The sequence below is a fragment of the Microbispora sp. ZYX-F-249 genome (assembly GCF_039649665.1).
GTDB classification, from domain to species: domain Bacteria; phylum Actinomycetota; class Actinomycetes; order Streptosporangiales; family Streptosporangiaceae; genus Microbispora; species Microbispora maris.
Genome location: NZ_JBDJAW010000016.1, coordinates 42,345 through 68,977, shown reverse-complemented (window position 1 = coordinate 68,977; position 26,633 = coordinate 42,345). Strand labels below are relative to the sequence as shown.

31 protein-coding genes and 1 tRNA gene are annotated in these 26,633 nt (G+C 67.6%); 7 read left to right on the top strand and 25 right to left on the bottom strand.

Annotation, left to right across the window (positions count from 1 at the left end; all coding sequences use genetic code 11):
• Positions 1 to 130: 130 nt before the first annotated feature.
• From AAH991_RS20265 to AAH991_RS20255, 3 genes are read left to right on the top strand one after another with little or no spacing between them, the layout of a single operon-like run.
• Complete coding sequence (locus AAH991_RS20265; RefSeq protein WP_346227428.1) at positions 131 to 787, top strand: hypothetical protein; 657 nt, start codon at positions 131 to 133, stop codon at positions 785 to 787.
• Positions 787 to 1,464, top strand: coding sequence for a DUF4352 domain-containing protein (locus AAH991_RS20260; RefSeq protein ID WP_346227427.1), 678 nt, complete (start codon positions 787 to 789; stop codon positions 1,462 to 1,464). Before AAH991_RS20265 ends, AAH991_RS20260 begins: the two co-directional genes overlap by 1 nt.
• Positions 1,461 to 2,363 (top strand): hypothetical protein, encoded by a 903-nt coding sequence (locus AAH991_RS20255; RefSeq protein ID WP_346227426.1) that lies wholly within the window; start codon positions 1,461 to 1,463, stop codon positions 2,361 to 2,363. The genes AAH991_RS20260 and AAH991_RS20255 overlap by 4 nt, the downstream gene beginning before the upstream one ends.
• On the opposite strand, the gene AAH991_RS20250 is transcribed toward AAH991_RS20255, so the two are convergent.
• The 10 genes from AAH991_RS20250 to AAH991_RS20205 form a co-directional block, all read right to left on the bottom strand.
• Positions 2,317 to 3,639, bottom strand: a complete 1,323-nt coding sequence (locus AAH991_RS20250) for a hypothetical protein (RefSeq protein WP_346227425.1) — start codon at positions 3,637 to 3,639, stop codon at positions 2,317 to 2,319. The genes AAH991_RS20255 and AAH991_RS20250 overlap by 47 nt on opposite strands.
• Positions 3,640 to 3,948: 309 nt before the next feature.
• Entirely contained in the window at positions 3,949 to 4,248 is a 300-nt protein-coding gene (locus tag AAH991_RS20245; protein ID WP_346227424.1) for a DUF1416 domain-containing protein, read from the bottom strand.
• Positions 4,248 to 5,087: a sulfurtransferase gene (locus AAH991_RS20240; RefSeq protein WP_346227423.1), complete on the bottom strand. Its 840-nt coding sequence runs from the start codon at positions 5,085 to 5,087 to the stop codon at positions 4,248 to 4,250. Before AAH991_RS20240 ends, AAH991_RS20245 begins: the two co-directional genes overlap by 1 nt.
• Complete coding sequence (locus AAH991_RS20235; protein ID WP_346227422.1) at positions 5,084 to 5,494, bottom strand: DUF4395 domain-containing protein; 411 nt, start codon at positions 5,492 to 5,494, stop codon at positions 5,084 to 5,086. The genes AAH991_RS20240 and AAH991_RS20235 overlap by 4 nt, the downstream gene beginning before the upstream one ends.
• 57 nt (positions 5,495 to 5,551) lie before the next feature.
• Entirely contained in the window at positions 5,552 to 5,641 is a 90-nt protein-coding gene (locus tag AAH991_RS20230) for a putative leader peptide (protein WP_310742276.1), read from the bottom strand.
• Positions 5,642 to 5,667: 26 nt separating this feature from the next.
• A complete protein-coding gene (locus AAH991_RS20225; RefSeq protein ID WP_346227539.1) occupies positions 5,668 to 6,033 on the bottom strand; it encodes a thioredoxin family protein in 366 nt (121 codons plus the stop codon).
• A gap of 138 nt (positions 6,034 to 6,171) precedes the next feature.
• The gene (locus AAH991_RS20220) at positions 6,172 to 7,077 is read right to left on the bottom strand and encodes an anti-sigma factor family protein (RefSeq protein WP_346227421.1); all 906 of its coding nucleotides are present in this window, start codon (positions 7,075 to 7,077) and stop codon (positions 6,172 to 6,174) included.
• Positions 7,074 to 7,586, bottom strand: a complete 513-nt coding sequence (locus AAH991_RS20215) for a sigma-70 family RNA polymerase sigma factor (protein WP_346227420.1) — start codon at positions 7,584 to 7,586, stop codon at positions 7,074 to 7,076. Before AAH991_RS20215 ends, AAH991_RS20220 begins: the two co-directional genes overlap by 4 nt.
• A gap of 61 nt (positions 7,587 to 7,647) precedes the next feature.
• Complete coding sequence (locus tag AAH991_RS20210; protein ID WP_346227419.1) at positions 7,648 to 8,328, bottom strand: LmeA family phospholipid-binding protein; 681 nt, start codon at positions 8,326 to 8,328, stop codon at positions 7,648 to 7,650.
• Positions 8,329 to 8,528: 200 nt separating this feature from the next.
• The gene (locus AAH991_RS20205) at positions 8,529 to 8,777 is read right to left on the bottom strand and encodes a MoaD/ThiS family protein (protein WP_346227538.1); all 249 of its coding nucleotides are present in this window, start codon (positions 8,775 to 8,777) and stop codon (positions 8,529 to 8,531) included.
• A 246-nt stretch (positions 8,778 to 9,023) separates the two neighbouring features.
• Between AAH991_RS20205 and AAH991_RS20200 the strand changes: the two genes are divergently transcribed.
• Complete coding sequence (locus AAH991_RS20200) at positions 9,024 to 9,737, top strand: winged helix-turn-helix transcriptional regulator (protein WP_346227418.1); 714 nt, start codon at positions 9,024 to 9,026, stop codon at positions 9,735 to 9,737.
• Between the two features lie 58 nt (positions 9,738 to 9,795).
• Here the strand turns inward: AAH991_RS20200 and AAH991_RS20195 are convergent, their stop codons facing one another.
• Entirely contained in the window at positions 9,796 to 11,583 is a 1,788-nt protein-coding gene (locus AAH991_RS20195) for a bifunctional metallophosphatase/5'-nucleotidase (RefSeq protein WP_346227417.1), read from the bottom strand.
• Between the two features lie 130 nt (positions 11,584 to 11,713).
• On the opposite strand from AAH991_RS20195, the gene mshD reads away from it, so the two are divergent.
• A complete protein-coding gene (mshD, locus tag AAH991_RS20190) occupies positions 11,714 to 12,604 on the top strand; it encodes a mycothiol synthase (RefSeq protein WP_346227416.1) in 891 nt (296 codons plus the stop codon).
• 57 nt (positions 12,605 to 12,661) lie between these two features.
• Here the strand turns inward: mshD and AAH991_RS20185 are convergent, their stop codons facing one another.
• The 3 genes from AAH991_RS20185 to dcd form a co-directional block, all read right to left on the bottom strand.
• Positions 12,662 to 13,660 carry an inorganic phosphate transporter gene (locus AAH991_RS20185; protein ID WP_346227415.1) on the bottom strand — a complete coding sequence of 333 codons (999 nt, stop codon included), beginning with the start codon at positions 13,658 to 13,660 and terminating at the stop codon, positions 12,662 to 12,664.
• Positions 13,661 to 14,278 carry a DUF47 domain-containing protein gene (locus tag AAH991_RS20180; RefSeq protein ID WP_169987386.1) on the bottom strand — a complete coding sequence of 206 codons (618 nt, stop codon included), beginning with the start codon at positions 14,276 to 14,278 and terminating at the stop codon, positions 13,661 to 13,663.
• Positions 14,279 to 14,434: 156 nt separating this feature from the next.
• Positions 14,435 to 15,010 (bottom strand): dCTP deaminase, encoded by a 576-nt coding sequence (dcd, locus tag AAH991_RS20175; RefSeq protein ID WP_346227414.1) that lies wholly within the window; start codon positions 15,008 to 15,010, stop codon positions 14,435 to 14,437.
• Between the two features lie 119 nt (positions 15,011 to 15,129).
• Here dcd and AAH991_RS20170 point away from each other — a divergent pair.
• Positions 15,130 to 15,203: transfer RNA gene (locus tag AAH991_RS20170), tRNA-Gly, on the top strand.
• A 90-nt stretch (positions 15,204 to 15,293) separates the two neighbouring features.
• On the opposite strand, the gene AAH991_RS20165 is transcribed toward AAH991_RS20170, so the two are convergent.
• From AAH991_RS20165 to AAH991_RS20125, 9 genes are all read right to left on the bottom strand, one after another.
• A complete protein-coding gene (locus AAH991_RS20165; RefSeq protein ID WP_346227413.1) occupies positions 15,294 to 16,631 on the bottom strand; it encodes a tyrosine-type recombinase/integrase in 1,338 nt (445 codons plus the stop codon).
• Complete coding sequence (locus AAH991_RS20160) at positions 16,631 to 16,837, bottom strand: excisionase family DNA-binding protein (RefSeq protein ID WP_346227412.1); 207 nt, start codon at positions 16,835 to 16,837, stop codon at positions 16,631 to 16,633. Before AAH991_RS20160 ends, AAH991_RS20165 begins: the two co-directional genes overlap by 1 nt.
• A 13-nt stretch (positions 16,838 to 16,850) precedes the next feature.
• The gene (locus AAH991_RS20155; RefSeq protein ID WP_346227411.1) at positions 16,851 to 18,464 is read right to left on the bottom strand and encodes a replication initiator; all 1,614 of its coding nucleotides are present in this window, start codon (positions 18,462 to 18,464) and stop codon (positions 16,851 to 16,853) included.
• Entirely contained in the window at positions 18,461 to 18,652 is a 192-nt protein-coding gene (locus AAH991_RS20150; RefSeq protein WP_169987396.1) for a hypothetical protein, read from the bottom strand. Before AAH991_RS20150 ends, AAH991_RS20155 begins: the two co-directional genes overlap by 4 nt.
• The gene (locus AAH991_RS20145) at positions 18,649 to 20,070 is read right to left on the bottom strand and encodes an FtsK/SpoIIIE domain-containing protein (protein WP_346227410.1); all 1,422 of its coding nucleotides are present in this window, start codon (positions 20,068 to 20,070) and stop codon (positions 18,649 to 18,651) included. The genes AAH991_RS20150 and AAH991_RS20145 overlap by 4 nt, the downstream gene beginning before the upstream one ends.
• Positions 20,071 to 20,155: 85 nt before the next feature.
• The gene (locus tag AAH991_RS20140) at positions 20,156 to 20,470 is read right to left on the bottom strand and encodes a hypothetical protein (RefSeq protein WP_346227409.1); all 315 of its coding nucleotides are present in this window, start codon (positions 20,468 to 20,470) and stop codon (positions 20,156 to 20,158) included.
• Positions 20,467 to 20,889, bottom strand: a complete 423-nt coding sequence (locus AAH991_RS20135; RefSeq protein ID WP_346227408.1) for a plasmid replication, integration and excision activator — start codon at positions 20,887 to 20,889, stop codon at positions 20,467 to 20,469. Before AAH991_RS20135 ends, AAH991_RS20140 begins: the two co-directional genes overlap by 4 nt.
• Positions 20,890 to 21,006: 117 nt before the next feature.
• Positions 21,007 to 21,696, bottom strand: a complete 690-nt coding sequence (locus AAH991_RS20130; RefSeq protein WP_346227407.1) for a GntR family transcriptional regulator — start codon at positions 21,694 to 21,696, stop codon at positions 21,007 to 21,009.
• A gap of 271 nt (positions 21,697 to 21,967) precedes the next feature.
• Positions 21,968 to 22,252 carry a hypothetical protein gene (locus tag AAH991_RS20125; RefSeq protein WP_183534033.1) on the bottom strand — a complete coding sequence of 95 codons (285 nt, stop codon included), beginning with the start codon at positions 22,250 to 22,252 and terminating at the stop codon, positions 21,968 to 21,970.
• 349 nt (positions 22,253 to 22,601) lie between these two features.
• On the opposite strand from AAH991_RS20125, the gene AAH991_RS20120 reads away from it, so the two are divergent.
• Positions 22,602 to 23,897 carry an NsdA family TPR-like regulatory protein gene (locus tag AAH991_RS20120; protein WP_346227406.1) on the top strand — a complete coding sequence of 432 codons (1,296 nt, stop codon included), beginning with the start codon at positions 22,602 to 22,604 and terminating at the stop codon, positions 23,895 to 23,897.
• Positions 23,898 to 23,943: 46 nt separating this feature from the next.
• Here AAH991_RS20120 and AAH991_RS20115 read toward each other — a convergent pair whose 3' ends face one another.
• Together AAH991_RS20115 and AAH991_RS20110 are read right to left on the bottom strand one after the other, a co-directional pair.
• Complete coding sequence (locus AAH991_RS20115) at positions 23,944 to 24,840, bottom strand: DNA adenine methylase (protein WP_346227405.1); 897 nt, start codon at positions 24,838 to 24,840, stop codon at positions 23,944 to 23,946.
• The gene (locus AAH991_RS20110; protein WP_346227404.1) at positions 24,837 to 26,288 is read right to left on the bottom strand and encodes a hypothetical protein; all 1,452 of its coding nucleotides are present in this window, start codon (positions 26,286 to 26,288) and stop codon (positions 24,837 to 24,839) included. The genes AAH991_RS20115 and AAH991_RS20110 overlap by 4 nt, the downstream gene beginning before the upstream one ends.
• Positions 26,289 to 26,633: the final 345 nt, after the last annotated feature.

Genomic DNA, 26,633 nt, shown 5'->3' with positions numbered 1-26,633 from the left:
GCCTCGGTCACAGCGTAGGAGCTGGAAGCCCTGTCAGCGCGGGCTTCTCGCCATTCGGACGCATTTCCGCCCAGGGGACGGAACCAATGCGACCAATGGGGCAAGTGTGGTCGTACTACGATCGACTGCCATGACGTCATCCCCCAATGGCGCCCGCCGACGACGCCCGGTCCTCGTCCCGGTCGCCTCCGCGCTGGCCGTGGTGGGCATCGGCGTCACCGCCGCGTTCGGCGGCTTCACCGAGGCCCCGAAGAAGCCCCCGCCCGCGGTCTCGCCCGGAGACACGATCGACCAGGGGCAGTTCCACACGGAGTTCATCAAAGCGATCGACACCACCGAGAAGGGCGACTTCGGCACCGCGAAGCGCTACCTGGAGCTCGTCATCAAGGTCACCAACATGGGCAAGGAGACCGCGTCGGTCGGCATCATCCGCCAACCCGGTGACAAGATCCTGCCGGTGACCGGCTTCGCCGGTTCTCTCCTGCGGACCCGCCCGGAGATCAAGACCAAGTACGGCCCCCTGGTCTCCGTGCTGAGCCGCGGCATCGAAAGCAAGCAGCTCCAGCCCGGGATCACCACCACCGTCGTGGTGAAGTACGAACTCGAGCCCACCGCGACCGCGCCCCCGGAGATCAGCCTCGACCTGGGGTCGTTCGCGTACGAGAAGATCGGCTCGCGCGACCAGACCCATTACTGGCAGCTCGTCGGCGACTGGGAGGACGACGGCCCGTTCGTGCCGAAGGTCACCTCGCAGATCACCCTTCCCGTACGGAAGGAGACCGGCTGATGACACTCACCCGGGCGGACAGCCGTGCCGCCCGTCATTCCGTGGCCGCCCGGCCCCCCCGGCGTGGCGCCGGGCGCCGGATCGCGGCCGCGGTGGCGGGGATCGCGCTCGCGGCGGCGGCCGTCTACGTGCAGCAGAACCACTCGATGTCCTTCGAGGATCGCTTGTCGTTCATCACCTACAAGGGCCGGATCGGCGAGGTCGTGGAGGCCAAGCGCTTCACCGTGAAGGTCCAGTCGGTGACGGCCGCCCGCGCCGTGGACACCACGGACTACAGCAACAAGGTGACCAAGGTGGAGACGAGCAACCTCTTCCTCCTGGTGGACGTCTCCGCCACCACCACCCGCGAGCCGATGCGGCTGAGCACGCTGGGCCCGCCGTTCCTGCTGACCGAGGACGGCCGCCGCTACCGTCCCACCGACAAGGTGGCCGACTCTCTCACGCTCTTCAACAGATGGATCCAGCCGGGTTTCTGGGTCAGCGGTCTCCTGGTCTTCGAGGTGCCCAAGGACGCGCTGCCCGGCGCCGCCCTGGTCTTCGTCCCGCCCAACTCCGCGATCGTGGTCGACACCTTCGCCCCCGAGGCCCAGGTGGATCTCGGGCTGTCCGATGACTCGGCCGCCCGCCTGATCTCACAGGCGGAGGAGTACCACTCACTGGTGAGCAAGAGCCGATGACCGAGACGCCCATGGGGGGAACCCCGCCGAGAAACGGCCGGGACGGCCGGGACTGGTTCGCTCCCCCGGCCGAGCAGCCCGCCGACATCACCTACGCCGGGGCGCTGCCGCGTCCCGTGCCCACGGCGCCTCCGTCCGTGCCCATTCCGGGCACGCTGGCGTCGCCGGGGGACGTGCGGGTCTGGCCGCCGCCGGAGCCCGAGGGCGAGGCAGAAGGGGAGGACCGCTCGACGCAGCCTTTCCCCGCGCTGCGCACGAACCGCCAGCCACCGCCCGCGGCTCTCGCGACCGAGCCGGTGGTGCCTCCTCCCGCCGTCGCCGAGACGCCTCCGGCACGCCCGAAGCGGACGGGCCTCCTGATCGCAGGGACGGCGTTGTCCGTCGTGCTGGCCGTCGGGATGCCGACCTGGTTCGGCTACGGCGTGTACGAGTACGGCAGACCCAGCGACGTCGTGCACGTCGTCGGGCCGGGCCAGGCGGGTGTCTGGCAGCACGTGTCGTGGCGGGTGACCGTCGAGAAGATCAAGGATCCCACGGGCCAGCCGGAGCGGTCCGACCGTCAGTGGTTGAAGATCGTGGCGACGCGCACCGCCCTCGACGACGAGGGCGCGATCCGTCACGGCGCCCCGAAGATCACGTTCACCGACCGGGCCGGCCGCACCTGGCAGGCGGAACCGGTGAACGACGAGACGCCCCCCGACGTGAAGGAGAACAAGGTCGGCACGCCGTACCGGTTGGAGCTGATGGGCGTGGTCCCGCGGTCCGTGGCGGACGAGGCCGAGGTCCTCCTGCGGCCGAGCAGCTACCGGGACGTCCCCGACCAGTCGGCCAAGGACTTCGTCGATGCCGCCTTCAGCTCGACGGAGCGGGAGGACCAGGTTCTGCGGTTCCGCCGGTGAGCCGGTGGCGGGTCGCCGCGATGTCGAACGTGGCGGCGATCAGGCACATGGTCACCAGGGTCACGAGCAGGTCCGTCACGTAGCCGATCGGCTCACCGGTCACGAACCACAGGTACGGCTCCTCGCTCACGGTGAGATAGCGGCCCGCCCTGGTGAGATAGTCGCCGCCGATGTGCAGTCCGACGTAGCACAGGGCGAACAGCCCGAACAGCGGGGCGCCCCCGCGCACCGTCAGGCGCAGGGAGTTGAGCAGCGGGATCCAGCGAGCGGTCCAGCCGGCGCTCAGCTTCGCGAGGGCGAGACGCGTCCAGTTGTGGGTGCGCTCCAGGTGGGCCGCCGCCTGCTCCAGGTGCGTCCCCCTGATCGTGGTCCGCGTGTCCTCCGCATAGGCGCCGTAGACCAGAATGCCGACCGTCAGCCACGTGAGCGGGATGGCGAGGGCGTCGATGACGTACGGCCAGACGCCGCCCAGCCACTCCGAGACCGGCTTCCACCCAGGGACGCTCTCCTCGGCGTTGGCCGTGAAGTCATGCCAGGCGGCGATGGCGGACCGGTTGCCGATCCAGTCGGAGCGCGCCCCCACGGCGGCGGCGACCGCGTTGAGCCCGTAGAACGCGAACGCGAGCTCCCCGAACGTGGCGAGCATGCCGGAGAAGCGGCCCTCCCCCGCCTCGTGGCGGCGGCCGAAGTACCACTTGACCACGTAGGCGACGATCATCGTCCCCAGGGAGACCTTCGGGTCCAGGCTGACGAGGCCGGCCATCACCCCGCTGTCCTGACCGGTGCCCGCTTCGATGAAGATGCGGTCCGGCTGTCTCATCAGGTCGATGTTGGCGAACTCGCGAGCGTCGTCGGCGACGAACCCCCAGGTCGTGTAGATGCCGGCGAAGACGAGCGCGGTCCGGTTGAGCGCGTTGAGCAGGCTCTCCTTGGCCTCGCCGCCCGCGCGCCGGGCCTGCGTCTCCAGCAGCGCCTCGCGGATGACGTACAGCATGCCCACGGTCGTGGCGAGCGACGTCATCACGACGAGCGTGAAGAGGAACATCACCAGGACCAGCCGGGCCTGATACCACGAGCCGTGCGAGATGGTGGCGGCCAGCAGGAGCAGCGCCCAGCGCACGAGCCGTCCGGCCGAGAACCAGAGGATCAGCGGGAGGGCGCACTTCGCGAGGATCCGCAGTGCGTTCAGCGGCAGCGCGTACGGCGACAGCGTCCAGGAGGCCCGGCGCGGCGCGGCATCCTGGCGAGGGGCGGCAAGTGCGGACGTTCCGGACACCTGCCGCATGCTATCGGGTCACACCTCCAACTACCTCGCGTTGCGCCCGATGGCCCCATCGCCACCCGAGAGCGCATTTCCGCGATCCACCCGCTCCTCCTGGCGGCCTTGACGCGTCAGGCCACGTGAAGCCATGCGCGCAGTGCTCGGCGGATGACCTCGCTGGCGCTGGTTTGATCGCGCTTGGCCCTTGTGATCAAGGCGGAGCGCAACTCGGGATCGAGCCTCACCGGAACCACATCGGCAGGCGCGGACGCAGAGGGCCGGTGCGTTCGCGGGAACGCATCGGCCCTCTTTCGAAGCGGTGGATCAGACGGTGACCGAGAGCTGGGCGACCTCGCCGAGCTTGGCCTCGACGGGGACGTCCTTGGTGACGCCGCCGCCGGCGATGATGCGGACGGTCCACTGGCCGGGAGCCGCGAAGAAACGGAAGATGCCCTCGTCGGAGACGACGACCTCGCCGGTGAACTCGCCGCTGTGGTCCAGCAGGCGGGCGTACGCCGAGCCGGCGCCGGAGACGACGCCCTGGATCACGGCCTGGTTGGACAGGTCGATGCCGGCCGGCAGCGCGACGGTCTGCTCAGGAGCAGCGCAACCCTGGATGGTCATCAGCGGGCCTCCCCCAGCTCGATCGGCACGCCCACGAGCGAGCCGTACTCGGTCCACGAACCGTCGTAGTTCTTGACGTTGGGCTGGTCGAGCAGCTCGTGCAGCACGAACCACGTGTGCGCGGAGCGCTCGCCGATGCGGCAGTAGGCGATGGTGTCCTTGGAGAGGTCCACGCCGGCGCCGGAGTAGAGCTCGCGGAGCTCGTCGTCGGAGCGGAAGGTGCCGTCGTCGTTGGCCGCCTTGGACCACGGGATGTTGCGGGCGGTGGGCACGTGGCCGCCGCGCTGCGCCGCCTCCTGCGGAACGTGGGCCGGGGCGAGCAGCTTGCCGGTGAACTCGTCGGGCGAGCGCACGTCGACCAGGTTCAGCTTGCCGATCGCGGCGACGACGTCGTCACGGAAGGCGCGGATGTCGTTGTTCGGCTCCTTGGCCGCGTACTGCGTGGCCGGCCGCGCGACGACGTCCTCGACCAGCTCGCGGGACTCCAGCTCCCACTTCTTGCGTCCGCCGTCGAGCAGCTTGACGTTGTCGTGGCCGTAGACCTTGAAGTACCAGTAGGCGTAAGCGGCGAACCAGTTGTTGTTGCCGCCGTAGAGGACGACCGTGTCGTCGTTGGCGATGCCCTTGGCCGACAGCAGGGCCTCGAAACCGGCCTTGTCGACGAAGTCGCGGCGGACCGGGTCCTGCAGGTCGGTCTTCCAGTCGATCTTCACGGCACCGCGGATGTGACCCTTGTCGTAGGCGCTGGTGTCCTCGTCGACCTCGACGAGCACGACACCCGGCGTGTCGAGGTTGGCCTCGACCCAGTCGGCGTCCACCAGAACGGCGGAGCGGCTCATTGGATTCTCCCAGGTTGTAGACGGCGAATGAGCAGGTACGTTTCGCAGCCCAGGCAGAAGCCGAACGCTGCGTTGAGGAAGGCGGCCAGCAGTGCCGCTGCTGTCGCACCCAAGGCCAGGGGGGTGATCCCCGCCGCGAATCCGATCAGTCCCACCACCGCGAACCCCAGTCCGACGGCCTGCGCGAACCGCGGCGGCGCCGCGTCCTCCGTCTCGGCCGGGGGCCCCAGCCTCGGACGTACGAACCGGCGGAAGACCAGCCCGTACGGCGACGCGTCAGTCGCGCCGAGCGCGAAGACGATCGCCTGCGCGGCGAGGAGCCAGGGATTCTGCGTGACCAGTACGGCCGCGAGGACCAGGGTGGTCACGGCCGCGCCGAAACGCGGGCCACGAGGGTCGATCTGCATCGTGGGGATGCTCCTGAAGGATTCTTGGAACGCGGCACGAAGCCGCAGGAATCACCCTCAGGCCATGCGACAGAGCGAGGTCGCGACGCGGCAGAAGTCCACCGCGCGCCGCTTCGTGAGCAGCTCTGTCGTGGGAGTCATGGTCATGACAGTACCTTCCGTCTCGGCATCTGTCACACCTTGTCCGATGGATGAGACGGCCCATGAGACGCGCCGTCCACGGCCGCACCGAGGGCGACGATCACGTCGGCCTTGCGCGGCTGGCCGGACGCCCTCTTCACGACGTTTCCCGCGTCGTCGAGGACGAGCACGGTGGGGGTGCGCAGCACCTCGAAGCGCCTGACCAGGTCGAGGCGCGACTCCGCGTCGATCTCCACGTGCCGGACGCCGGGCACCATGGCGGCCACCTCGCCCAGAATCCGGCGGGTCGCCCGGCACGGCTGGCAGAACGCGGTCGAGAACTGCACCAGCGTGGCGCGCTCGCCGAGGTCGGCACCGAGATCCGCGCTCGTCACCGGGGCGTGTTCCACGGCCCGCATCCTCCCGTCACGCCGTCTCAGGACCAGTCCGATGACCACGCCCAGGACGAGCGTGGCCACGAGGGTCGAGACACCTGCCATCACGGTGTGCAACCGTACGCCCGGTAAGGCTGATTCCCGTACCGGATCACGGGAAGGTCACAGCGTCGCGGTCACCAGGACGCGGCCGCCCGAGTCGGCGAGCTCCACGCGGTCGATCTGGCCCGGCCGCAACGCCGTCGAGCCTTCGAGGACCATCTTCTGCCCGCGGTACTCGCCCGCTCCCACGGTCCAGCTGCCGAGGGCCGAGACCGTGCCGTCCTTCGCGACCACGCGCAAGGTGCAGACCGTGCCCGCGGGGACTCCCGCGACCCTGGCGACGACCTGCGTCCCGCCGTCGTGCGGGACGAGCCGTACGGCGATGCGCGCGTCGCCTATGCGCCCGCGCGCCTCGGGTTGCGCCGTGACGGTGGCCTCCGCGGGCGGGTCCTCCACCTTCTTCGCCACGGCGTTCGGCGACCGCCCGGGGCCCGGCGACGACGCGGCCGGCTCCTGCAGGTCGAAGAGACGCTGCTCCTGCGGCACGTCCTGCTCCGTCGCGGGCGCCTGGCCGGTGGCCGCCGAGTCGGCGGCCCCGTCCACGGCGCTCTGCGTGGCCGGCGCCGCGGCGACCGACGCCGCCCCGTCCGACGCGTCCTGCGCCGCCGACAACCACGCCGTGCCGCCCACCGCCGCGACGACGACGGACGCGGCGAGCGCCAGCAGCACGCGGAACGGGCGCTTGCGGCGGGCGGGCGAAGCCGCCGCCGCGACCGCACCCCCGGACACACCCTTGGAAACACCCGCGACAACGCCGTCGAGCACGGCGCGCGGCGGCGCGGCGGCGCGCTCGATGTCCTCGGCCGACACGCGGGCCAGCAGCGGCGGCAGACCGGACAGCTCGGCCAGCTCCGCCCGGCACGCCGCGCAGGTCTCCAGGTGGGCCTCGACCTCGGCGGTCTCCTCGGCGTCGAGCGCCCCCAGCACGTACACGCCGAGCGAGATCCGCACCTCCTCGCAGGTCATGGCGCCAGCCCCCGTTCCTCCAGGGCGAGTTTCAGCGCCCGGAGGGCGTAGTAGGTCCGCGACTTCACCGTGCCCGGCGGAATGCCGAGGATCTCCGACGCCTCCTTCACCGATCTCCCCCGGTAGTACGTCTCCAGGAGCACCTCGCGGTGCTCCGCCCTGAGCGAGGCCAGCGCCTCGGCCACCCCCCACGACTCGACGGCCCGTTCGAGCTCGTCGTCGGCGGGCAGCACGGCGAGCGCCTCGTCCCCCGTCTCCTGCGGCCTGGACTTGCGGGCCCGGTGCTGGTCGACGACGAGGTTGCGGGCGACGGTGAACAGCCACGCGCGAACCGGGCGCCCCTCGAGCCCGGAGGGATGCCGCCAGGCCCGAAGCAACGTCTCCTGCACCACGTCCTCCGCCCTGCCCGGATCACCGGTCAACCGCAGCACGTAGCCGTACAGCGGCCCTCCGTGATCCTCCCAAAGTGCGCGTATGAGCTCCTCGTCGGCGGTTCCGGCTGGACTCACATCCTCATCACGTACGCCGGGACCCGGCGGTTCAGCGGTGTGACGATCGTCACGCGGGCCCTCAGCGGAGGGGGACATCGGACGCGGTGCCCTGCACCGCGAGCCCTTCGCTCGTGGACTTCACGCGGGTGATCCTGAGATTGAGCGGCAGGTTCTTCACCGGCACCGTGAAAGAGATGAGCCGCTCGGGGTTCGGCACGGGGATGCCGCCGGCGATCTTCACGTTGGTGGGCGTGAGCCGTATCGCGCCCTGCACCACCTGGATCTTCAGGTCGGCGGTGACCGGCACCTGGTTGCCGAGCACGGTCACGTTGCCCGAGACGCGGAGCGCGTCGTCGCCGGCGCCCTCGACCTTGATGCCGCGGGGCGCGCGCGCCGACAGGGTCTCCCGGGAGATGACCACGGTCCCCGTCACGCGCTCGGCCCGGATCTCGGTGGCGGCGGCGTTCTGGATCAGATCGGAGAGCGGGGCGGTGACGCCGTACAACGTGGCGTCGATGCGCTCGAGCCGGATGCCCTCCCGCTCCACCTCGCCGATGCCGATGGCGATCTCCTCGTATCGGCCCGAGACGGCCTGCGTGAGGAACGGTATGCCCTTCACCTGCACCGACGGCGTCTGCGCCAGGTCGTACTTCGCCTCGATCTGCCGGGCGATCTCACGCTGCACCCCGACCACGGCGACCCTGTCGAGCACGACGAGCAGGATGGCCAGCAGGGCCACGGCCACGACCAACTTGCGCATCCGACTCCTCCGAAGGCGCCTTTGTGATCAGAGTAGTGCCTTGACCGGCAAGATTTGCCCGAAACGAGCGGTGTCCAGAGTGGTGCATCGCAAGGCGAAGGAGGAGTCCGTGGCGGAGCTACGGACGACGACGACAACGCAGCGAGGTGCCGCTCTGGGCGACGCGAGGGGCAAAGATTGACGGGAGAGGCACCTGCTGCTCATCCCCCGGCGAAGGGGGGTAAAACCTCGACCACGGCACCCTCGGGCAGGTCGATCGCCGCCGGATCGCGCGTACCAGCCGGAGCGCCGTCGACGAGGAAGGAGCACCGGCGCAGCACGCGCTCGAGGGCCGGGTCGCGTGAGACCTGCGCGAGCAGGTCTCCCAGTGTCTCGGCGTCGAACACCTCCTCCGGCACACCGGCGGCGTCCTTCGCCGCCGCCCAGTAGCGGATCGTTCCCCTGGCCATGACGCGCCGCTCCCCTCGATTTCCCGCCACCCGCCGGAAGCTCTCCGTGACCGTCACGTTACGGCGGTAAACCACGTGACGTGTTGTTCACACGGGTGACGCTCATTGGACGCAAACTTCGTGTGGGCTACCCTACGAATTATGGACTCGGGCGATGTGGCCCCCGGGTCCTTACGTGTTTGGACGGCTGTCGCGGTTTCCAGTGCTGCAAACGGCGCCGAGCCGACATGGTGCGAGGAGGCTCATGTGAGCAATCTGCTCCTGCTGACCAACGCTCTGGAGCCGTCGGCGGAGGTGCTCCCGGCCCTTGGACTGCTGCTTCACTCGGTGCGGGTCGCGCCCGCCGAGGCCTCCGCGCTGATCGACACGCCCCCGGCCGACGCCATCCTGGTGGACGCGCGCCGCGAGCTCGTGCAGGCCAAGAGCCTGTGCCGGCTGCTGCGGACGACCGGCGTCACGTCCCCGCTGATGGCGATCGTGACCGAGGGCGGTCTGGCGGCGATGTCGGCGGAGTGGGGTGTCGACGACGTGCTCCTCGACACCGCGGGACCGGCGGAGGTCGAGGCCCGGCTGCGGATGGCGGTCGGACGGCTGGCGCTGGCCGCCGCCGAGGAGGTCCCCGACGAGATCCGCAGCGGCGACCTGACGATCGACGAGGCGACCTACACGGCCCGGCTGCGCGGGCGCGCGCTGGACCTCACGTTCAAGGAGTTCGAGCTGCTGAAGTACCTCGCCCAGCACCCGGGCCGGGTCTTCACCCGGGCCCAGCTGCTGCAGGAGGTCTGGGGCTACGACTACTTCGGCGGCACCCGGACCGTGGACGTGCACGTACGGCGCCTGCGGGCCAAGCTGGGCGCCGAGTACGAGGCGCTCATCGGAACGGTCCGCAACGTCGGCTACCGCTTCGTCCCCGACCGCGGCGGCGAGCAGCAGAACGAGGCCGAACCCGCTCGACGCTGATGGCCCGCCCCGGCGGGGCGGGCCACCGCGTTTCGCGTGGTTGCCTGATTTCGCGCGGCTACCTGACGAGGTTGATACGGCCGGTCGCCGGCGGGGCGATCGGCGAGTGCGCGCCCATGTAGGCGACGAACGCGTCGATGTCCAGCGGGCCGCTCCACAGGTCCGTGCCCTGGGTGAAGACGGTGAAGCCGTCGCCGCCGCCGACGAGGAAGTTGTTGGCGGCCACCCGGATCTGCTGGGCGTCGGTCACCGCGGTGCCGTTGATCTTGATGTCGGAGACCCGCGAGCCCACCGGCTTCGTCGTGTCGAAGGTGTAGGTCAGCGACGCGGACGGCTGGAGGATCCGCTGCGTGATGCCGCCGGTCGCCGGGTCGACCGTCCAGATCTGCTGCTCCAGCAGCGCCTTCAGCTGGGCCCCGGTGAGCGTGACGACCTGCATGAGGTTGTTGAAGGGCTGCACCTGGAAGGCCTCGCCGTACGTCACGACGCCGTCGCCCTCGGAGCCGCTCTGCGCGTAGGTCAGGTCGGTGCGCACACCGCCCGGGTTCATCAGCGCGATCTCCGCGTTGCCGCCGTTCTTCGTCGCCTCAAGCTGCGCGTCGGCGATGAGGTCGCCGAGCGGCGTCTCACCCACGTTGCCGCCGCGCCCGATGTTGGCCGTGATCTGGCCGATCGGCTTGTTGGCCACGGTCGAGACCCGCTCCTGCCAGGTCTTGATGTACGCCTCGGTCTCGGCGTCCGGCGTGACCGTGCGCGTCACCACGTTGTTCTTCGCGACGACGCTGGAGCGGATGACGTCCTTCGTCCTACGGTCGACCCGGAAGTCGATCTGGGTGATCGCGCGGCCGAACGACGAGCCCTGGGTGTAGACGCGGTCCTGGCCCGCCGGGTCCTTCACCGTGCAGACGTACGCCTGGTGGCTGTGGCCGCTGATCACCAGGTCGATCTGCGGGTCGAGGCCCTTGGCGATCCGCGAGCCGTTGCCGGGGACGACCGGGCACGAGCTGGGGTCCTGGTTCGGGGTGATGTTGTCGCCCTCGTGGACCAGCACGACCTGCGCCTTGACGCCGTGCTTGGCGAGGTCCTTCGACACCTTGTTGGCCGCCGCGACCTCCTCGGCGAACTGCAGGCCCTTGATGCCGGCGGCGGTGACGATGTTCGGGGTGGTCTGCGTCACCAGGCCGATGAAACCGATCTTCACCCCGTTGATCTTCTTGACGAAGAAGGGCGGCAGGGCGTAGTCGCCCTTGCCCTCCTTGATCACGTTCGCCCCGAGGTAGTCGAACTTCGTGCCCTTCCACTGGCCGGCCGGGGAGCAGCCGTCGACCGGGTGGCAGCCGCCGTTCATGATGCGGTTGAGCTCGTCGATGCCCTCGTCGAACTCGTGGTTGCCGGCGGAGGAGGTGGTCAGGCCGAGCTTGTCGAGCAGGGCGGCGGTCGGCTCGTCGTGGTAGGCGGCGGACAGCAGCGGCGAGGCGCCGATGAGGTCGCCCGCGCCGACCAGGAGGGTGTTGGGGTCGCGCAGCTGCTTGAGGTGGGCGGCCAGGTAGGAGGCGCCGCCCGCGATCGAGTACTTGGCGCCGGCGATGCCGGTCAGTGAGCCGTCGGTGTCGGTGTTCGCGCCGTTCGGGTCCAGGATCCGGGAGCTGGACCCGGTCGGGGGCTCGAGGTTGCCGTGCAGGTCGTTGATGGTCAGCAACCGGATAGGGACGGAGGGGCCGGGCTTCTTGTCGTGCTTGCCGGCTTGGGGAGCGGGAGATGCGGCGGCCGTGCCCATCGTGAGGGCCGCGACGCCCACCACGGCGGCGCCGGCGACGGCCAGTCGCGTCAGGGATGCTCGGGTCATGACCTCCGACAGTAGAGCGGGGACCTGAGCGGGAAATTGCGCAGAGATAACGATTCAGGGAGGGAACGCATGGCGTCTATTGCCGAAGCCCGGTGCAGGAATCGCCTGACCTTCACCTATCGTGCCAGACATGGACGTACGCGTGGAGATCACGGAACGGCTCGATGACGAGCAGGTGGCGGCGGTGCTCGCCCTGGTGGAGGCGGCCGCCGAGGCCGATGGTGTCGGTCCGCTGAACGAGCACGTGATGCTCCAGGTGCGCCACGGCGCCGAGCCGGGCGCGAGAGCCGTACTGCTGTACGAGGACGGGAACGTCGCGGGCTTCGCCCACCTGGATCCGGCGGACCCCGAGGAGGGGCCGAGCGGCGAACTCGTGGTGCACCCCGCCTTCCGCCGGCGCGGCCTGGGCCGCCGGCTGCTCGGCGCCGCGCTGGAGGCGAGCGGGGGCCGGCTGCGCCTGTGGGCGCACGGCGACCTGCCCGGCGCCGCCCGTCTCGCCGCGAGCGCGGGCCTGGCCCGGGTGCGGTCGCTGTGGCAGATGCGCCGCCCGCTGTCCGAGCCCCTGCCCGCCGCGGTCCTCCCGGAGGGCGTACGGCTGCGCGCGTTCGAACCCGGGCGCGACGAGAAGGCGTGGCTCACGCTCAACGCGCTGGCCTTCGCCACCCACCCCGAGCAGGGCTCCTGGACGCTCGACGACCTCGAAGTGCGGGAACGGGAGGCGTGGTTCGACCCGGCCGGCTTCTTCCTCGCCGTACGGGGAGACGCGCTGGCGGGCTTCCACTGGACCAAGGTGCACGACGGCGACGAGCCGATCGGGGAGGTCTACGTGGTGGGGGTCGCGCCCGGAGAGCGCGGCACGGGCCTCGGCCGGGCGCTGACCCTCGCCGGGCTCGCGCACCTGCGCGCGCTCGGCCTCGCTCACGTCATGCTCTACGTGGACGAGGAGAACGCCGCGGCGGTCCGGCTGTACGAGTCGCTCGGGTTCACCCGGTGGAAGACCGACGTGATGTACCGGCGGTGAACGCCGACGGGCCGGTCCCCTTCCGGGGGCCGGCCCGTCCACGTGGAGGAGTGTCCTCTATCCCAGGATGAGATTGAGGATGAAGTAGCCGATCGCGGCGACGACCGCCGCGGCCGGGATCGTCAGGACCCACGCGGTCACGATGTTGCCGGCGATGCCCCACCGCACGGCCGACAGCCGCTTGGTGGCGCCGACGCCCATGATGGCGGAGGTGATCGTGTGCGTGGTCGAGATCGGCGCGCCGAACCCGATGGCCGCCGTGTAGAGGACGCCGGCCGCCGCCGCCTCGGCCGCGAAGCCCTGCGGCGGGTCGAGGTGGATGATCCTGCGGCCCAGAGTGCGCATGATGCGCCAGCCGCCGGCGTAGGTGCCCAGGGAGATCGCCAGCGCCGAGGCCGTGATGACCCACTCGGGGATGTCCGAGTTCTGGGGGACGTACCCGCCGACGACCAGTGCGAGGAAGATCACGCCCATCGTCTTCTGTGCGTCCTGCAGGCCGTGGCCGAGGGCCATCCCGGCCGCGGACACCGTCTGGGCGTACCGGAACCCCTTGCCCGCCTTATGGGGATTGGCCTTGCGAAAGATCCACAAGATCGCGATCATGATGAGCGCGCCCAGGAAGAAGCCCACGACCGGGGACAGCACCATGGGAATGACGACCTTCTCGACCACCCCGCCCCATTTCACCGACTCGGTCGCGGCCAGGGCCGAGCCGATCAGGCCGCCGATGAGAGCGTGACTGGAGGACGAGGGCAGGCCGAAGTACCAGGTGATGAGGTTCCAGACGATGGCCCCGATCAACGCGGCGCCGACGATGATCAGGCCATGCCTGCCGTCCGGGGGAGCGATGATCCCCTTGCCCACGGTCGAGGCGACCGACGTGCCCAGATGCGCACCGATGAAGTTCATGACCGCGGCCATGAGCAGCGCCAGCCGGGGCGTGAGGGCGCGGGTCGAGACGGAGGTGGCGATGGCGTTGGCGGCGTCGTGGAAACCGTTCGTGTAGTCGAACACCAGCGCGATGACGACCACGCCGATGACAAGCGCGAGCTCCACTTAGCTTTCCTTGACCGCGATCGACTCGATCGTGTTCGCGACGTGCTCGAAGGCGTCGGCCGCGAGCTCGAGCTGCTCGATGACCTCGCGCATCTTCATCACGGTCAGCGCGTCGTACTCGCCGCTGAACAGCTTCGCCAGCAGCCTGCGGTAGACCTGGTCGGCCTGGTTCTCGAGCCGGTTGATCTCGATCCAGTACTCGTTGAGGTGCTGCATCCCGCGCAGGCGCGGCATCGCGTCCGCCGTGAGCTCGGCGGCCCGTTCGAGGACCTCCACCTGACGTACGACCTCCTTGGGCAGGTGGTCGATCTGATAAAGGACGATCAGGTCGGCCGCGGCCTCCATGTAGTCCATCACGTCGTCGAGATTCGACGCGAGGCGGTAGATGTCCTCACGGTCGAAGGGCGTGATGAAGCTCTCATTGAGCCGGTTCATGATCGCGTGAGTGCGCTCGTCGCCCGCGTGTTCGCAGGCGCGCATCTTCTCGGCCAGAGCCTCCCGGTCCGAACCGTCGCTGATGATCTCGACCAGCAGACGCGATGCGGTGACGAGGTTGTTCGCCGAGTCGGCGAACAAGTCGTAGTAGCTGTCCTCACGGGGCGTGAGACGCAGGCGCACGTCGTTTCTCCAGATGTGCGGGGACGGTCCGCAGAGAAGGGTACGGGTTACCAGTGGAAATGCGAAGTTCAGGCCGTACAAGCCCGCTTGTAACCTACTCTTCCCCTTCCCGCTGCCCAGAACGGCTCCCGTGACACACTTGTTGCCTCAGACGCTTCAGATCTTGGTGCGGTGGAAGTTCAGGAACGATCTGCTCGGGGTCGGCCCCCGCTGCCCCTGGTAGCGCGAGCCGTACCGGTCCGAGCCGTACGGGAACTCGGCGGGCGAGCTGAGCCGGAACATGCAGAGCTGTCCGATCTTCATCCCGGGCCACAGCTTGATGGGCAGCGTGGCGACGTTGGACAGCTCGAGTGTGACATGTCCCTCGAAACCGGGGTCGATGAAGCCGGCCGTCGAGTGCGTCAGCAGGCCCAGCCGGCCCAGGCTCGACTTGCCCTCCAGCCGCGAGGCGATGTCGTCGGGCAGGCTGATCACCTCGTACGTGCTGGCCAGCACGAACTCGCCCGGATGCAGGATGAACGGCTCGTCGCCGTCCGGTTCCACCTGCCGGGTGAGATCGGGCTGCTCGATCGCGGGGTCGATGTGCGGGTAACGATGGTTCTCGAACACCCGGAAGTAGCGGTCCAGCCGCACGTCGACGCTGGACGGCTGGATCATCGCCGGGTCGTACGGGTCGAGCTTCACCCTGCCCGACTCGATCTCGGCACGGAGGTCACGATCGGAAAGCAGCACGGGTGCAAGGCTAGTAGGCCATTTCAGCGATGGGTGTCGCGGATCTTCGCGTCGGGGCTGCAGGAGCACGCCCCGGATCCGCTACAGTAGGGGCAGCGACGGGCTCCACAGCCGGTCACGCGGGTGTAGTTCAATGGCAGAACATCAGCTTCCCAAGCTGACAGCGCGGGTTCGATTCCCGTCACCCGCTCCACGAGCGAAGGCCCAGGTCAGGGACAGATTCCCGACCCGGGCCTTGATCATTTCTGACACCTGTTCGATCTTCCGTGCAATTAGCGTGCAATTAGCCCACGGGGATCAGGACGGCGGCCGACCCGCCCTCGTCCTCGTCACCGGCCCCGCTGATGTGCCGGTCGATGGCGTCCGTGATCGTCTTGTCGGCACCGCGTACGGCGTGCTGGTAGATCATCGCGGCCCGGACGTTGTCGTGCCCCATCCGGGCCATCAGGTCCTTGAGCCCCGCACCCGACTCGGCGGCGAGCATGTTGCCGGTGTGACGCAGATCATGGAAGTGAAGGCCAGGGAGGCCCATCTCCTTGACCACGTCCACCCAGCGCGTACGGGTGTTGAAGCCGCTGCGCCGTAGAGGGCCGCCCTTGGCCCCGGGGAAGAGGAGCGCGCCCGGCTCGTCCTGCACGTAGGTAGCGAGGTGCTCGCGCAGTGCGGGAACGATCGCTTGCGGGATGCCCACGGTTCGCCGTCCGGCCTTGGACTTGGGAGGCCCGAGGACCAGTTCCCCCGTGGAGCGCTCGACGAAGGCCGCCCGAACGCGAACCGTCCCGGCGATCAGGTCGAGGTCACTGCGACGAAGGGCGCTGACCTCGCCCCATCGCAGGCTCGCGAAGGTTGCGAGCAGCACCAGGGCGCGGAAGCGTCTGTCCTGGGTACAGTCGGCCCGGCCGTCCATGCCCATCGCCCAGAGCGCCCGTTCGGCGTCCGCGCGAGTCCGGAAGACCTCGGGATGCGTGCGCATCTCCCCATGCCGCTGGAAGCGCAGCCGATAGGCGTTGTCCTTGAGCTTGCGCACGTTGCCGACAGGGCGACGGCCCACGAGGTCAGCCAGCTCGAAGACCTGGGCCACGGTGAGGACCGGCCGCTCTTGCGCGTGCTCGTCGCCGGCCCCGCGGATCCGGCATGGGTTGCGCGGGATGATGTGGTCCTCTTCGGCCGCCGTCATCAGCACAGCCCGCAGCAGCCGGTACGCCTTGGCCGCTACGGACACCGAGACGCCGTTGCCGAGAAGGTCGGCCCGCCACTGCCGAATCATCGCGGTTGAGAGCTTGCCGAGCTGGACCCCGCCGAGGTACGGCGTGATGTGCTTCTTGAGCAGCCACGTATAGAGATCGACAGTGCGCGGACGAAGGCCCGGACGCTGGGAGATCCACGTCTCGGCGTAATCCTTGAGCTTGACCTTGCCGCGATCGGGGTCGGTCCACTCCCCCGAGATCATCTTGGCCTCGATCAGCGTGAGCGCTCGTTCGGCATCGCCTTTGCGCTCGTACGTCTCGGAGCCCGTACGCCGCCGCCCGTCCGGCCCCAGGTAGCTCACCTGATAACGGCCGGACGGGAGCTGACGGATGTTGCCGAAACGGCGATGGTTCGGCTTGTTGCCCTTGGCCATCAGGCCGCCCTCCCGGTGATGTCATGGGCCGTCAGGGGCGCGACCGTGCCCGCGACGACGAAGGCGGTCAGTGCAGACTCGGAGATGCGGACGTGGCGACCGACCTTCACGAACTCGATGCGCCGTTCGGCCACCAGGCGACGGACGAAGCGAACCGAGGTGTTCAGGCGGGCCGCCGCTTGCGGGACAGTGAGCAGTTGATCCAAGGTGTTCCTCCCTTCACGCGGCGGACTGAATTGCCGAAAGATCTCGGCCCTCGGCTTGGGCCTGGAGCTGATTCATGTGGTTGCGCCAGCGTTGGCGTTCGTGGACCGAGCGCAGGAGCCGTACGCCGATCGGGGCGAGGTCGGGATCACCGGGCTTGACGGGCTTCCAGATGTAGCGGTGGGGATCGACCGGCTCGTCTTCGATGCCGAGCGCTTCGAGGACCCAGGTGCGGCGGTCCTGCTTGTGCTCGGTGAGGGTCTTGTTGGACCACTTGCGCGAGACCAGGACACGGCGGCCCGCGTAGCCGAGGTGGTCGGGCTTGTGCGCCTTGCCCTTGCACCGGCCCGGAGCCATGCCGGGCTTGGCGCCCTTGGGCTGGATCCCGTAGCGCAGCCAGTTCGGGCAGGTCGGTGAGCACGGCTCGAACCGCAGGGCCTCCAGCAGCCGTTCGGCGTGAGCTTTCCGGCGGGGGTCGTCGGTGCCCAGGGCATCGCCGAGGCTCTTGGTGAGGTACTTCGACAGGTACCCGATGAGCTGGTCAGCGTCCGGGGTTCCAGCGAGCACGCCTTTGACGTCCATCTGGTCGCCGAAGCGGAGCACGTGCAGGGGTTCGGCTTCGTCGTCTTGGTCGAGGGCGTCGAGGGCCTGTTCCCAGGTCGGCAGGACCTCCCCGGTTTCGGGGTCGAGGTAGCCGGCCCCGTCCTCCCAGACCGGCAGACGGTCGCCCTCGAAACGGACGTCGTCGGTCGAGGGCCACCACACCTGGTGGTAGGTGGCCGCGATGATCTGCCGCAGTTCCGCACGGGGCAGGGTGCCGCGGATCGCCATGTGCAGGTGCGGGGCGAGCCGCTTTTGTGGCTCGACGGTTGCGAAGTACTGCACGTCGTATCCGGCGACCCGGCGGAGGTTCTGCACGAACCGGTCGACGAGCTTGGAGAAGTGCAGCGCGTCGCGGGCTGCCCGCGTGTAGTCGTAGGCGTCCGGGTTGAGCGGCGCACCCTCCAGCACGCGCCCGTAGGAGGGCAGGGTGAGCGTGACGAACATCGAGGGCCGGTAGGTCTTGCCGTACGAGCCGGTAAAGGTCCGCCCGAGTGTGGTCTTGGTCATCTGCCGCTTGGGCAGGTCCGGTGCGTCCTGCCGCCGCTTGGTCGAGCGGGAGCGCTTGCCCGAGGTGCGGCCAAGGACGTTGCCGCGCATGCCCGCCCGGTTGATCTCCTCGTCCAGGTCTTCGATGGCGGCGTCCAGGTCGGTGGTGTCGCCGCCGGCCTTTTCCACCTCATCCCGCCAGGCTTGGGCATCGGCCCGCAGCTCCACGAGGTGACGCTGATACTCGTCAGCGTTGTCCGGGAGGTTGACCGGCTCGGCTTCCAGGTGCCAGCCCTCCCGGCACTGCGCCCGCCGAAGCTGCCGGTTCCGCTTGGCGCACGGCGGGCACTTGCTCTCCAGCGTCGCCCCGCAGGGGACGTCGATGACCTCAACCTGACCGGTGACGATGTCCTGCCGCCGGAGCGGAACCGGCCGGATACAGACGCCGTACCGCTTGGCGATCTCTTCCACGACCTCACGGGCCAGCGGTTGCGCCATCCGCACGGCGCGAGGGATGGAGCGGTCGGACGGGTTGGTCACCGGTCACCGTCCCACGCGCTGAGGGGGTCGAGGAGGTCGGCCGGACCGAGGCCATCGACCATCACGGCGGCCTTTTCGCCGCACTCGTGGCACTCGACGATGCCGCGCACCGGGTCGAGCCACAGCACATCGAGCGCGCCGCAGCCCGAGCAGCGCAGGCCGTCGAGGATGTGGGCCAGGCGCATCATCGGCCCACCCCCGCGAACTCGGCGACCATCGCCCGGATATCCGTGTCGGAGACGTAGGCCGCCCGCACGCGGACCGGATCGGGGGAGGTCTCCAGTCGGACGTAGCCGACTCCCGCGCCCAGCTCCGGGACGGGTGAGATGTGGTCGGCCAGTGCGCCCCGGTCGCGTGCGCCGTCGCCGAGGACCATGTCCACCTGCTCTGACTCATCGAGCCGCAGCGCGATCTTGTCGGGGAACAGGTTGCGGATGTTCATGACCTCCTTGCGCGGGTCCTGCAAGGCCGCCATGACCCCGACACCGACCGCCCGGCCTTGCGTGGTCAGGGTGGCCAGGGCCGCCGTGATGCGCTGACGGAGTTGCTTGTCGGGCTGGTAGGCGGTCAGGAACGCCACCTCGTCCACGAGCACCAAGACGAACGGATCAGCGGCGGTCGGCGTATGCGAGCGCTGGAGGCCGGCGAACCGATCGGCCCGCTCCTGCATCACGCACACGGCGTCATCGAGCAGGTCGGCGCACTCCTTCGGATCGGCGGCGTACCTCGCGCCGAACAGCGCACGCCCGAAGGACAGCTCCATCCGCTTGGGGTCCAGCGCCCACACCTGCACCAGGCCCGCCCGCATCGCCGGAAGCAGACCGCGGATCGTCGACCACAGGTAAGAGCCCTTACCCGCGCCCGTGGCCCCGGCGATCAGGACGTGCGTGCCGTGAACCTTAAGCCGCAGCGGTGAGCCGTCCTCGCACCGCCCGATCTCCACCGGCCCCACCGACGCCTCGTCAGGGACAGGAAGCGCGGGCAGGGGTTCGGCGAGGGGGTCGCGCCGGGGGAAGGTGAGCACGAGCCGCCCGGCCCGAGCGACGGCCACCCGGCAGGACGGGGCGCCGAAGCCGTGGGCCAGGTGCTCGATGCGGTCGGCCCAGTCGGTGACAGCCTGACCGTTGAGCATCTTCACACTGACGCGGTCGGCCCACCCGTCGCACTCCACCCGCACCAGGCGGGGCAGGTAGTCGCGGCCCCGGATGTGCCGCCCGAGACCGGACACGACCATGACCGGTTGCCAGTGCCGCCGGTAGACGGCGACGAGCCGCCACCAGGCCAGCAGCGGCCAGCCGACCAGGCGTAGGAACGAGGCCCGGTCCAACAGCAGCCAGGACAGGCCCGCCGAGGGCAGGAATCCGGCCATGACCAGGGCCAGTCGCCAGCCGTACAGGGTCCAGATCACCCCGAGGCCGACCGGGATGGCCACGGCGACCGGATGCCGCACGACCAGGCGGACCAGGCCCGCGACGAGGCGGGACAGCCAGATCACGATGGTGACGATGGCGGGGGTTTGCATGACGGCCGGGCGGAAGACCACGGCCGTGTCTGGTGTGGTGGAGACGAGGTTGCGTGCCTCGTCGCCAGGGAGTTTCTTGAACATTAGGCTTGGTGTCCTCTCAGGCATTGGCGTGTGTGAGAGATCTGGGGGCCGCTGGAATGCCAGTTCCAGCGGCCCCGTCCTTGTGTCAGGCCGCCGGGCCGGTGGCCTGAGCGTGTTCGGTGTGGTCGGCGTGCAGTCGCTCGCAGTCGGCCAAGTACCGCGCGGCGGCGTTGAAGATCTGCCGTGCGATGTCCAGGTCTTCGGCGGTGACCGGACTGGCCGCCCCGGTGGCCGAGACAGTCACGTCTGCCTCGCCGGACTCCAGGACCAGGTACGGCCGCCCCGACTCCAGCACTCGCGCGCTGGCCGCAGTGATCGAGCCGTAGAACGAGACGCCGATGCGGGGACGCTCACCGGGATCGACCGACATGGTCAGGTGCGTGTACGGCCGCCAGTTCACGCCGCCGCCTCCTTGCCGCCCGCGTGTCCGGACTTGGCCGAGCCCGTCCGAGGCGGACGCATCTCCCGAACGCGGATGGAGTAGGCCAGGCGGCCGTTTCCGTTGACGTACGGGGTGACGGTGACGCCGTTGAACTCGACCGGCGTGAAGGGCAGGCCCGCGACGGGGGCCGGGGGAACCGGCTGGACGGGGGCGATGATCTTTACGGCGACGGTCTTCTGAGCGGGCTTGACCTGGGGGTCGGCGTCCATGACGGCGATCTGCCAGACCAGTTCGCCGCTCTGCTTGTCGCGCGCCTGCACGAATCGGCCGTTGGCCGAGGCGTCGAAGTCCTTGACCGCCTCCACCTCACCAACGAGGTAGCAGCCGTGCGGGAAGACCATGGCGAAGCTGACGGGGATCGGACCTTGTAGAGCCATCGGGCATTCTCCTCTCTTGACTGATAGGCACTTAACCTATCGAGTGCCTTGAGCATAAGAGAGCCCACTTGCTAGGTCAAGTGCCTAAGCTAAGTGGGCTCCGAAGGTGAGGCGTTCCTACCCGATGGGATAGGCATCCTCCAGCTCGTGACGGTCGGCAGGCAGCACGACAGCCAGCACGGCAAGGGGCCGGCCACCGGGGTCGCGCACCGCGGCGTAGACGTCGAGGACCGGCGTGTTCTTGGGCATACCGAGCTGCTTGACCTCATCAGAGGTAGGCATCCGGGCCGTGATCTGCTCGATGACGTGATCGAACCGAACGCCCTTACGCGCCTGAATATGCTCGCGAATGCCCTGGGCCAGCGGCTCGGCGCTCGTGAGGTTCGTCCCCTCCGACAGGTCCAGGGGCAGCCACAGCGAGACGATCTCGGAAGGCTCATCGCCGCGTGACACCAGTCGGCGACGGAGGAACGCCTTACTCTTGGGCGGCAGGTCGAGCAGAGCGGCGATCCTGTTCGGTAGGGCTACCGCGCCGACTTCCAGTAGTTCGGCCGAGGGTGTCTCGGCGCTGGTGAGGTAGGCGTGGCCGGGCCGGGATTGTTCGAGCGAGGCGAGGGCGGGACGGCCCCGCACGAAACGGCCCTTGCCCTGCTGGGAATCGATCCAGCCCTGTTCCCGAAGCATGCGGAGGGCCGCCACGACGGTCGGACGGGAGACGCCGAACTCTTGGATGAGCTGGTTTTCGCTCGGCAGGAGGGTTCCGGGAGGGTAGTCCCCCGCTTCGATACGCCGCTGAAGTGTCTGCACAAGCTGTGCATACTTCGGAGGCACGGACTCTAGAGACATCACGACCGTCCAGCAGCCGACAGGTTGTTTTACTAAGTTTGAGCCTAGACCGGCTCGATGCTTCTGTCACCTCGTTCGGCTGCACTCGCAGTCCGGGCGAAGGGGACCGGCAGGGCCACACGGGGGGACACGGGGGCGAGTCACTGTGGCCCTGCCGGAGATCAAGGGCGCGACGAGGCAGGGATTGATGGCTGCCGACCCGTCGTCGGCTCACTGCCTCGCCGCGCCCGCTTCAGCGGCAAACGTAGGCGGCTATCACCTTCGCGGCGCCCTCCAGATCGGACACGGGGTGCCGCCTGCCTGCCGAGTTCCATGAGTAGTACTGGCCGCCATAGCCGACGAAGACCCACACCGGCATCCCCCGCCCACTTGGCGGGTTGACCATCAGCGCCGTGTTGTTGTCGCGCAGCTCAGCGTTGATGCTGAGTCGGGTCAGCGCGTCACGCAGTCGGATGAGCTTGTCCGCCTCGTCGCTTCGGTTCATGTAGGCCACCGCCGCAACCTCGATCGGGTTCATGTTCCGCTCCCTTCGGCCCGGCCGTTTCCGAGGCAGTCGAGGCACTCCCGCTCCCCACCCGAGTCGTGTTCGTCGCTGGTTTCGCCGCCGACGACGAGCTGACGGCGTGAATGGCACCGCTTGGTGCCACGTCCCCGACACGAAGGACAGGGTCTTGCCTCGCTGTTCTCGTCTGGCCGGGTCACCGTCGCCATCTCCTCGTTCATCCGGCGTTCCCTGTGGCGGGAAGCCGCTTGACGTACCGTGGTTGGTTGATGGCAAGTCCACCGGCAAAGCGAGTGCGATAGGACCCCCGAAAAGCCCCCCTCTTAACCCCCTGATGACCCCCCGACGGGAGGAAGACCCCGAGATGCCAGACAGCATCCCGAATGTCCAACTCCGCGCATGGCGCAACGCGCAACAGCTCACCCGCGCCGAATTCGCCGAGCGGATTAACCGCACTCCTGTGGGCATCAGGGAACGTCTCGCGGTCGATGAAGAACGCATTAGGCGATGGGAGGCCGGCGAAGTCTCCTGGCCTCGTGCCCCATTTCGACTCGCGCTGACTCAAGCCACCGGACTACAGCCCGAAGATCTCGGCTTCTCTCCCGCAAAGAGAGGCAGCGGCAATAGCCGCCTCATCGAGGCACACGTCATGCCGGTCGACGCGCTTCGGGCCGAGGCCGAACTGTACGGCACGATGGAGCTCGCGCAGCAGCTCCAGGCGTCCGATGTCGGGACCGGCACCCTCGAAGCCCTCGCCGAGGCCGTCGATCTGCTGTGCCGCGCCTACCCGGTTGTCCCCGCCGCGACGCTGCGCGACCGGACACAAAAGCGCCTCGCCCAGGTGACCCGGCTCCTGTCCGGCAGGATCACACTCGACCAGCACCGCGAACTACTGGTCATCACCGGATGGCTTACCGCCCTGCTCGGCTGCGTTCATTACGACCTGGGCGAGCGTGAGGAAGCCGAGACGGCCCGGCAGGCTGCCTACGAGATGGGCCGCCAGGTCGGACACGGCGAACTCATGGGCTGGGCACACGAGATGTCCGCATGGTTCGCCCTGGTCGAAGGCCGATACGAGGACGTTGTCACGGCCGCCCGCCAGGGCCAGGCCCTCGCCGGCCAATCCAGCGCACAGGTACAGCTCACCTTGCAAGAAGCCCGCGGCTTAGCCCGCATCGGCGACCGCCGCGAAGCCGACCAGGCGCTCTCACGCGGGGCCGACATCCTCGCCAAACTGCCGCTCCCCGAGAACCCGGATCACCACTTCGTGTTCGACCACGCCAAGTGGGTCTTCTACGCCGCCACTGCGTACACGTGGCTTGAGGACAACGACCGGGCCGAGGAACACGCGCTGGAGACGATCCAGATGCACACCCGCCCGGACGGCACCTCTAACGCACCTATGCGCGTCGCCGACGCCCACATAGACCTCGGCATCGTCCACGCCCGACGCGGAGACCTTGACGCCGCCGTCGAGCGAGGCATGGCCGCATTCGACATCGAGCGCAAGTCCCTCACCGACCTCGTGAACCGGGCCGGAGACCTCGACCGTGTCCTACGTCAGCGCTACCGTCGTGAAGCTCTCGCCGACAATTTCCACGAACGCTACGTGGCGGCCCGCCGCGCCCTAACTAGTCGCCGCCCTGATCTGCTCGACTAACAACCACTGCTACGTGGTCGCCTTCAATCGGCCTCAGGTCCGACAATTAGGAGACAGCGGCATCGCGATCAGCTCTGTCTGACAACCAAGCGGAATAGCCTCGACTCAGCAACTTGATGCTGTCAACGGTCAGCTTGTCAGAAAAAACTGCATACTCTGAACCTATTTGCTGCCTTGCCGCCGTGTGTTTGATGGAGAACTCGGCACAACGCAAGCCGGGATACAGAATCGAAGGAATACGCGGATCTGCATCATAAGTTACTACCCATCGTCGGTGACGACGGTGCAGGATGTTCGCTAAACGCAAATGATCAGCCCACTGTAGCGTGTTAAGGTATAGCTCGTCACCCTGCCCAAGATATGGCGGATCAACATAAAAAAACGAGCTTCGCGTAGGCGTGGATTCCAAGAATTCCAGGGCATCGGATTGTGACACCTGAACCCGATCACGATACTGCCCGAGAATAGTGATACGGTCAATTAGATCTTGGCGATTAAATCGAGCATCGATCTTCCACTTACCATCTTGGCGCAATCCTCCGATCGGCCGCGCGCCAAGTATTCCGGACCGATTGGTTCGGTTGAGGTATAGCGTAGCGAAGGCTAGCTCTATCTCCGAAGATAGCGGATCATCATAGACGGCTCGATAGTGATGCCACGCATCAATGGACAGCTCGCAGCTACGCAACCTCTCGTTTAGTTCATCGGTATGCCAGAAGACACTCCTCCAGAAAGCCGCAATTCCCGGATTCGCATCGTTCAGCAAGAGCTGCTTTATTCTTCCCGTATAAAGTAGGCGCAGGGCGGCCCCCGCACCTCCCGCAAAAGGCTCGACAAAAGTCGTGATGCGAGTTCCCTGAGATGAAATTATCTCAGCGAAAAAGTCGGCGAGGGCCGCTTTGCCGCCCGGGTATCGTAACGGGCTAATATAGAAGTATCTCAAGCTCGGGGGAGACTTTCTAGTTGGGCATCCAGATCACGCAGAAGCGTAGCATAAGTTTCCGAAAGTGCACGGAGACCGAGGGGGTCAGCAGGTAGATGGGCGTTGTGCAGATAGCCCTGCATGGACCTCATTGAGAAGGGACTATCCCTGTCGCTCATCGCCCTGCGAACCGGCAGGTACCGATCCGACTTGTTCGTGGGATCGAGCTTGGCGAGACATACGTTGATTCTGTCTCTCAGCTCAGTTCTCGCCTCCCACTTGAGCCTTTCCACTGCTTCGCCGATGACTAGCTCGACCAGGATACGGATGAGAGCAGCCCCGGCATTTGGGTACTCATGTAGATCTATCCGCTGAGCTTCCCGGAGAACGTCTTTAGCCTTTGGGCCGACATTGGCCAGCCTGACGCCGTAGAACAACCGCATAGGCCGCGGCCTCTGATTAGAGACACGGGACACGTTGCCCCTGTCATCACCCATAGGTTGCGTCGGCCTAGGAGACGGTACCGGCTCTGGGTCAGGAGCAGGTTCCGCGGAGGGCTCTTCCCATAGAGTTTCTTGCCCGCCCTTTTTTGGCTCGCCGGCCGGTTCTCTCGGCCGGTCTGCAGGCGGAGGGCTTTCCTCTTGCGGTGGCACCGACTGGGTCGGCTCATCCTCTGGATGAGGAGCAAGCCCGCTGAGCTTCTCAATGTAATCTCCCCGCTGCTTCTTATTCTTCAGAGAGGAGACCGTAACCGATCCGGCCAGGTCTTTCATGACCTTGAGCCAGATAGGCCGCATCGCCCGAAGCGGGTACTCACTCGTAAGCTTATCTTGCTTAAAAGTGAGCCCAACTACTGCACGAAAATCTGGGTCGCTAGCAAGCCTTCCGAGTGTCGTCAGCCTGGTCAACTTGACGCTTTGCAGGAGACCCTTCATTTCCTCGTCGTCTGCAAATGCAGCCTCTAGCGCGTCAGTCAGTCTGAGAGCCCGTCCTCTCTGGCCGGAGTAGATGCCAGTGAACCTCACTTGCATTTCTGGGCTCCACCCGACAACTCCGACGCCTAGCTGACTGCCGTTGTGCCGGAGTTCGATCCAACGTCTAGCCTCATCCCGCGACTCTGCGATAACGCACGGGAGCTCTATAGCGGAATCAGTTCTGCTACTAAGCTCAAGGATCGCTTGCTCGATTTTTGAGCCCCTAGCTAAGGTCGGATCTTGGAGCAGCTTCATCGCCGCAATACGCCGATTACCTTCTACGACGACAAAGAATTGACCTTCAGGGATAACAAGTGGTAACTCGATGGGGCTTGGCCCATATTCTGCGATGTCCTCTGCGAGCCTTAATAGCTGTGCCCCTCCCTTGCCTGCCAGCAGGGCATGCATGGCATCTTGCTGGCCAGTCATGGGGTCATGCCGAGGATTGAGCGTGTCGAGGAGGAGCCGCTTGAGGGGCAATACCTTGTATTCCATGCGCAACAGTATCCATCCACAGCGCTACCAATCGTCAACTCAATATGGAATTGACACAGGTTGTATCCCTTACAGCTCCACATGAGCAACACGAGGCTTCCGACCCATGATCAACCCTCGTGGAGGTTTTGTCTACATACTCCTGCGGAACGAAAGAGTGCGAATGGCCCTGTTACTTGGGCTTGATCCCCGCAGTGGTCCTGCATGTGCCCGCCCGGGCTACCCCGAGCCTCACCGCTCGTTCTGTGGCAACACCATCTGTTGCGGTTGAGCCTCGGGGTCCAACTGCGCCGTTGCCGCTGACAGGCAATGGACTGCCGAATTAGCATCTTAGGGATCAAGGGC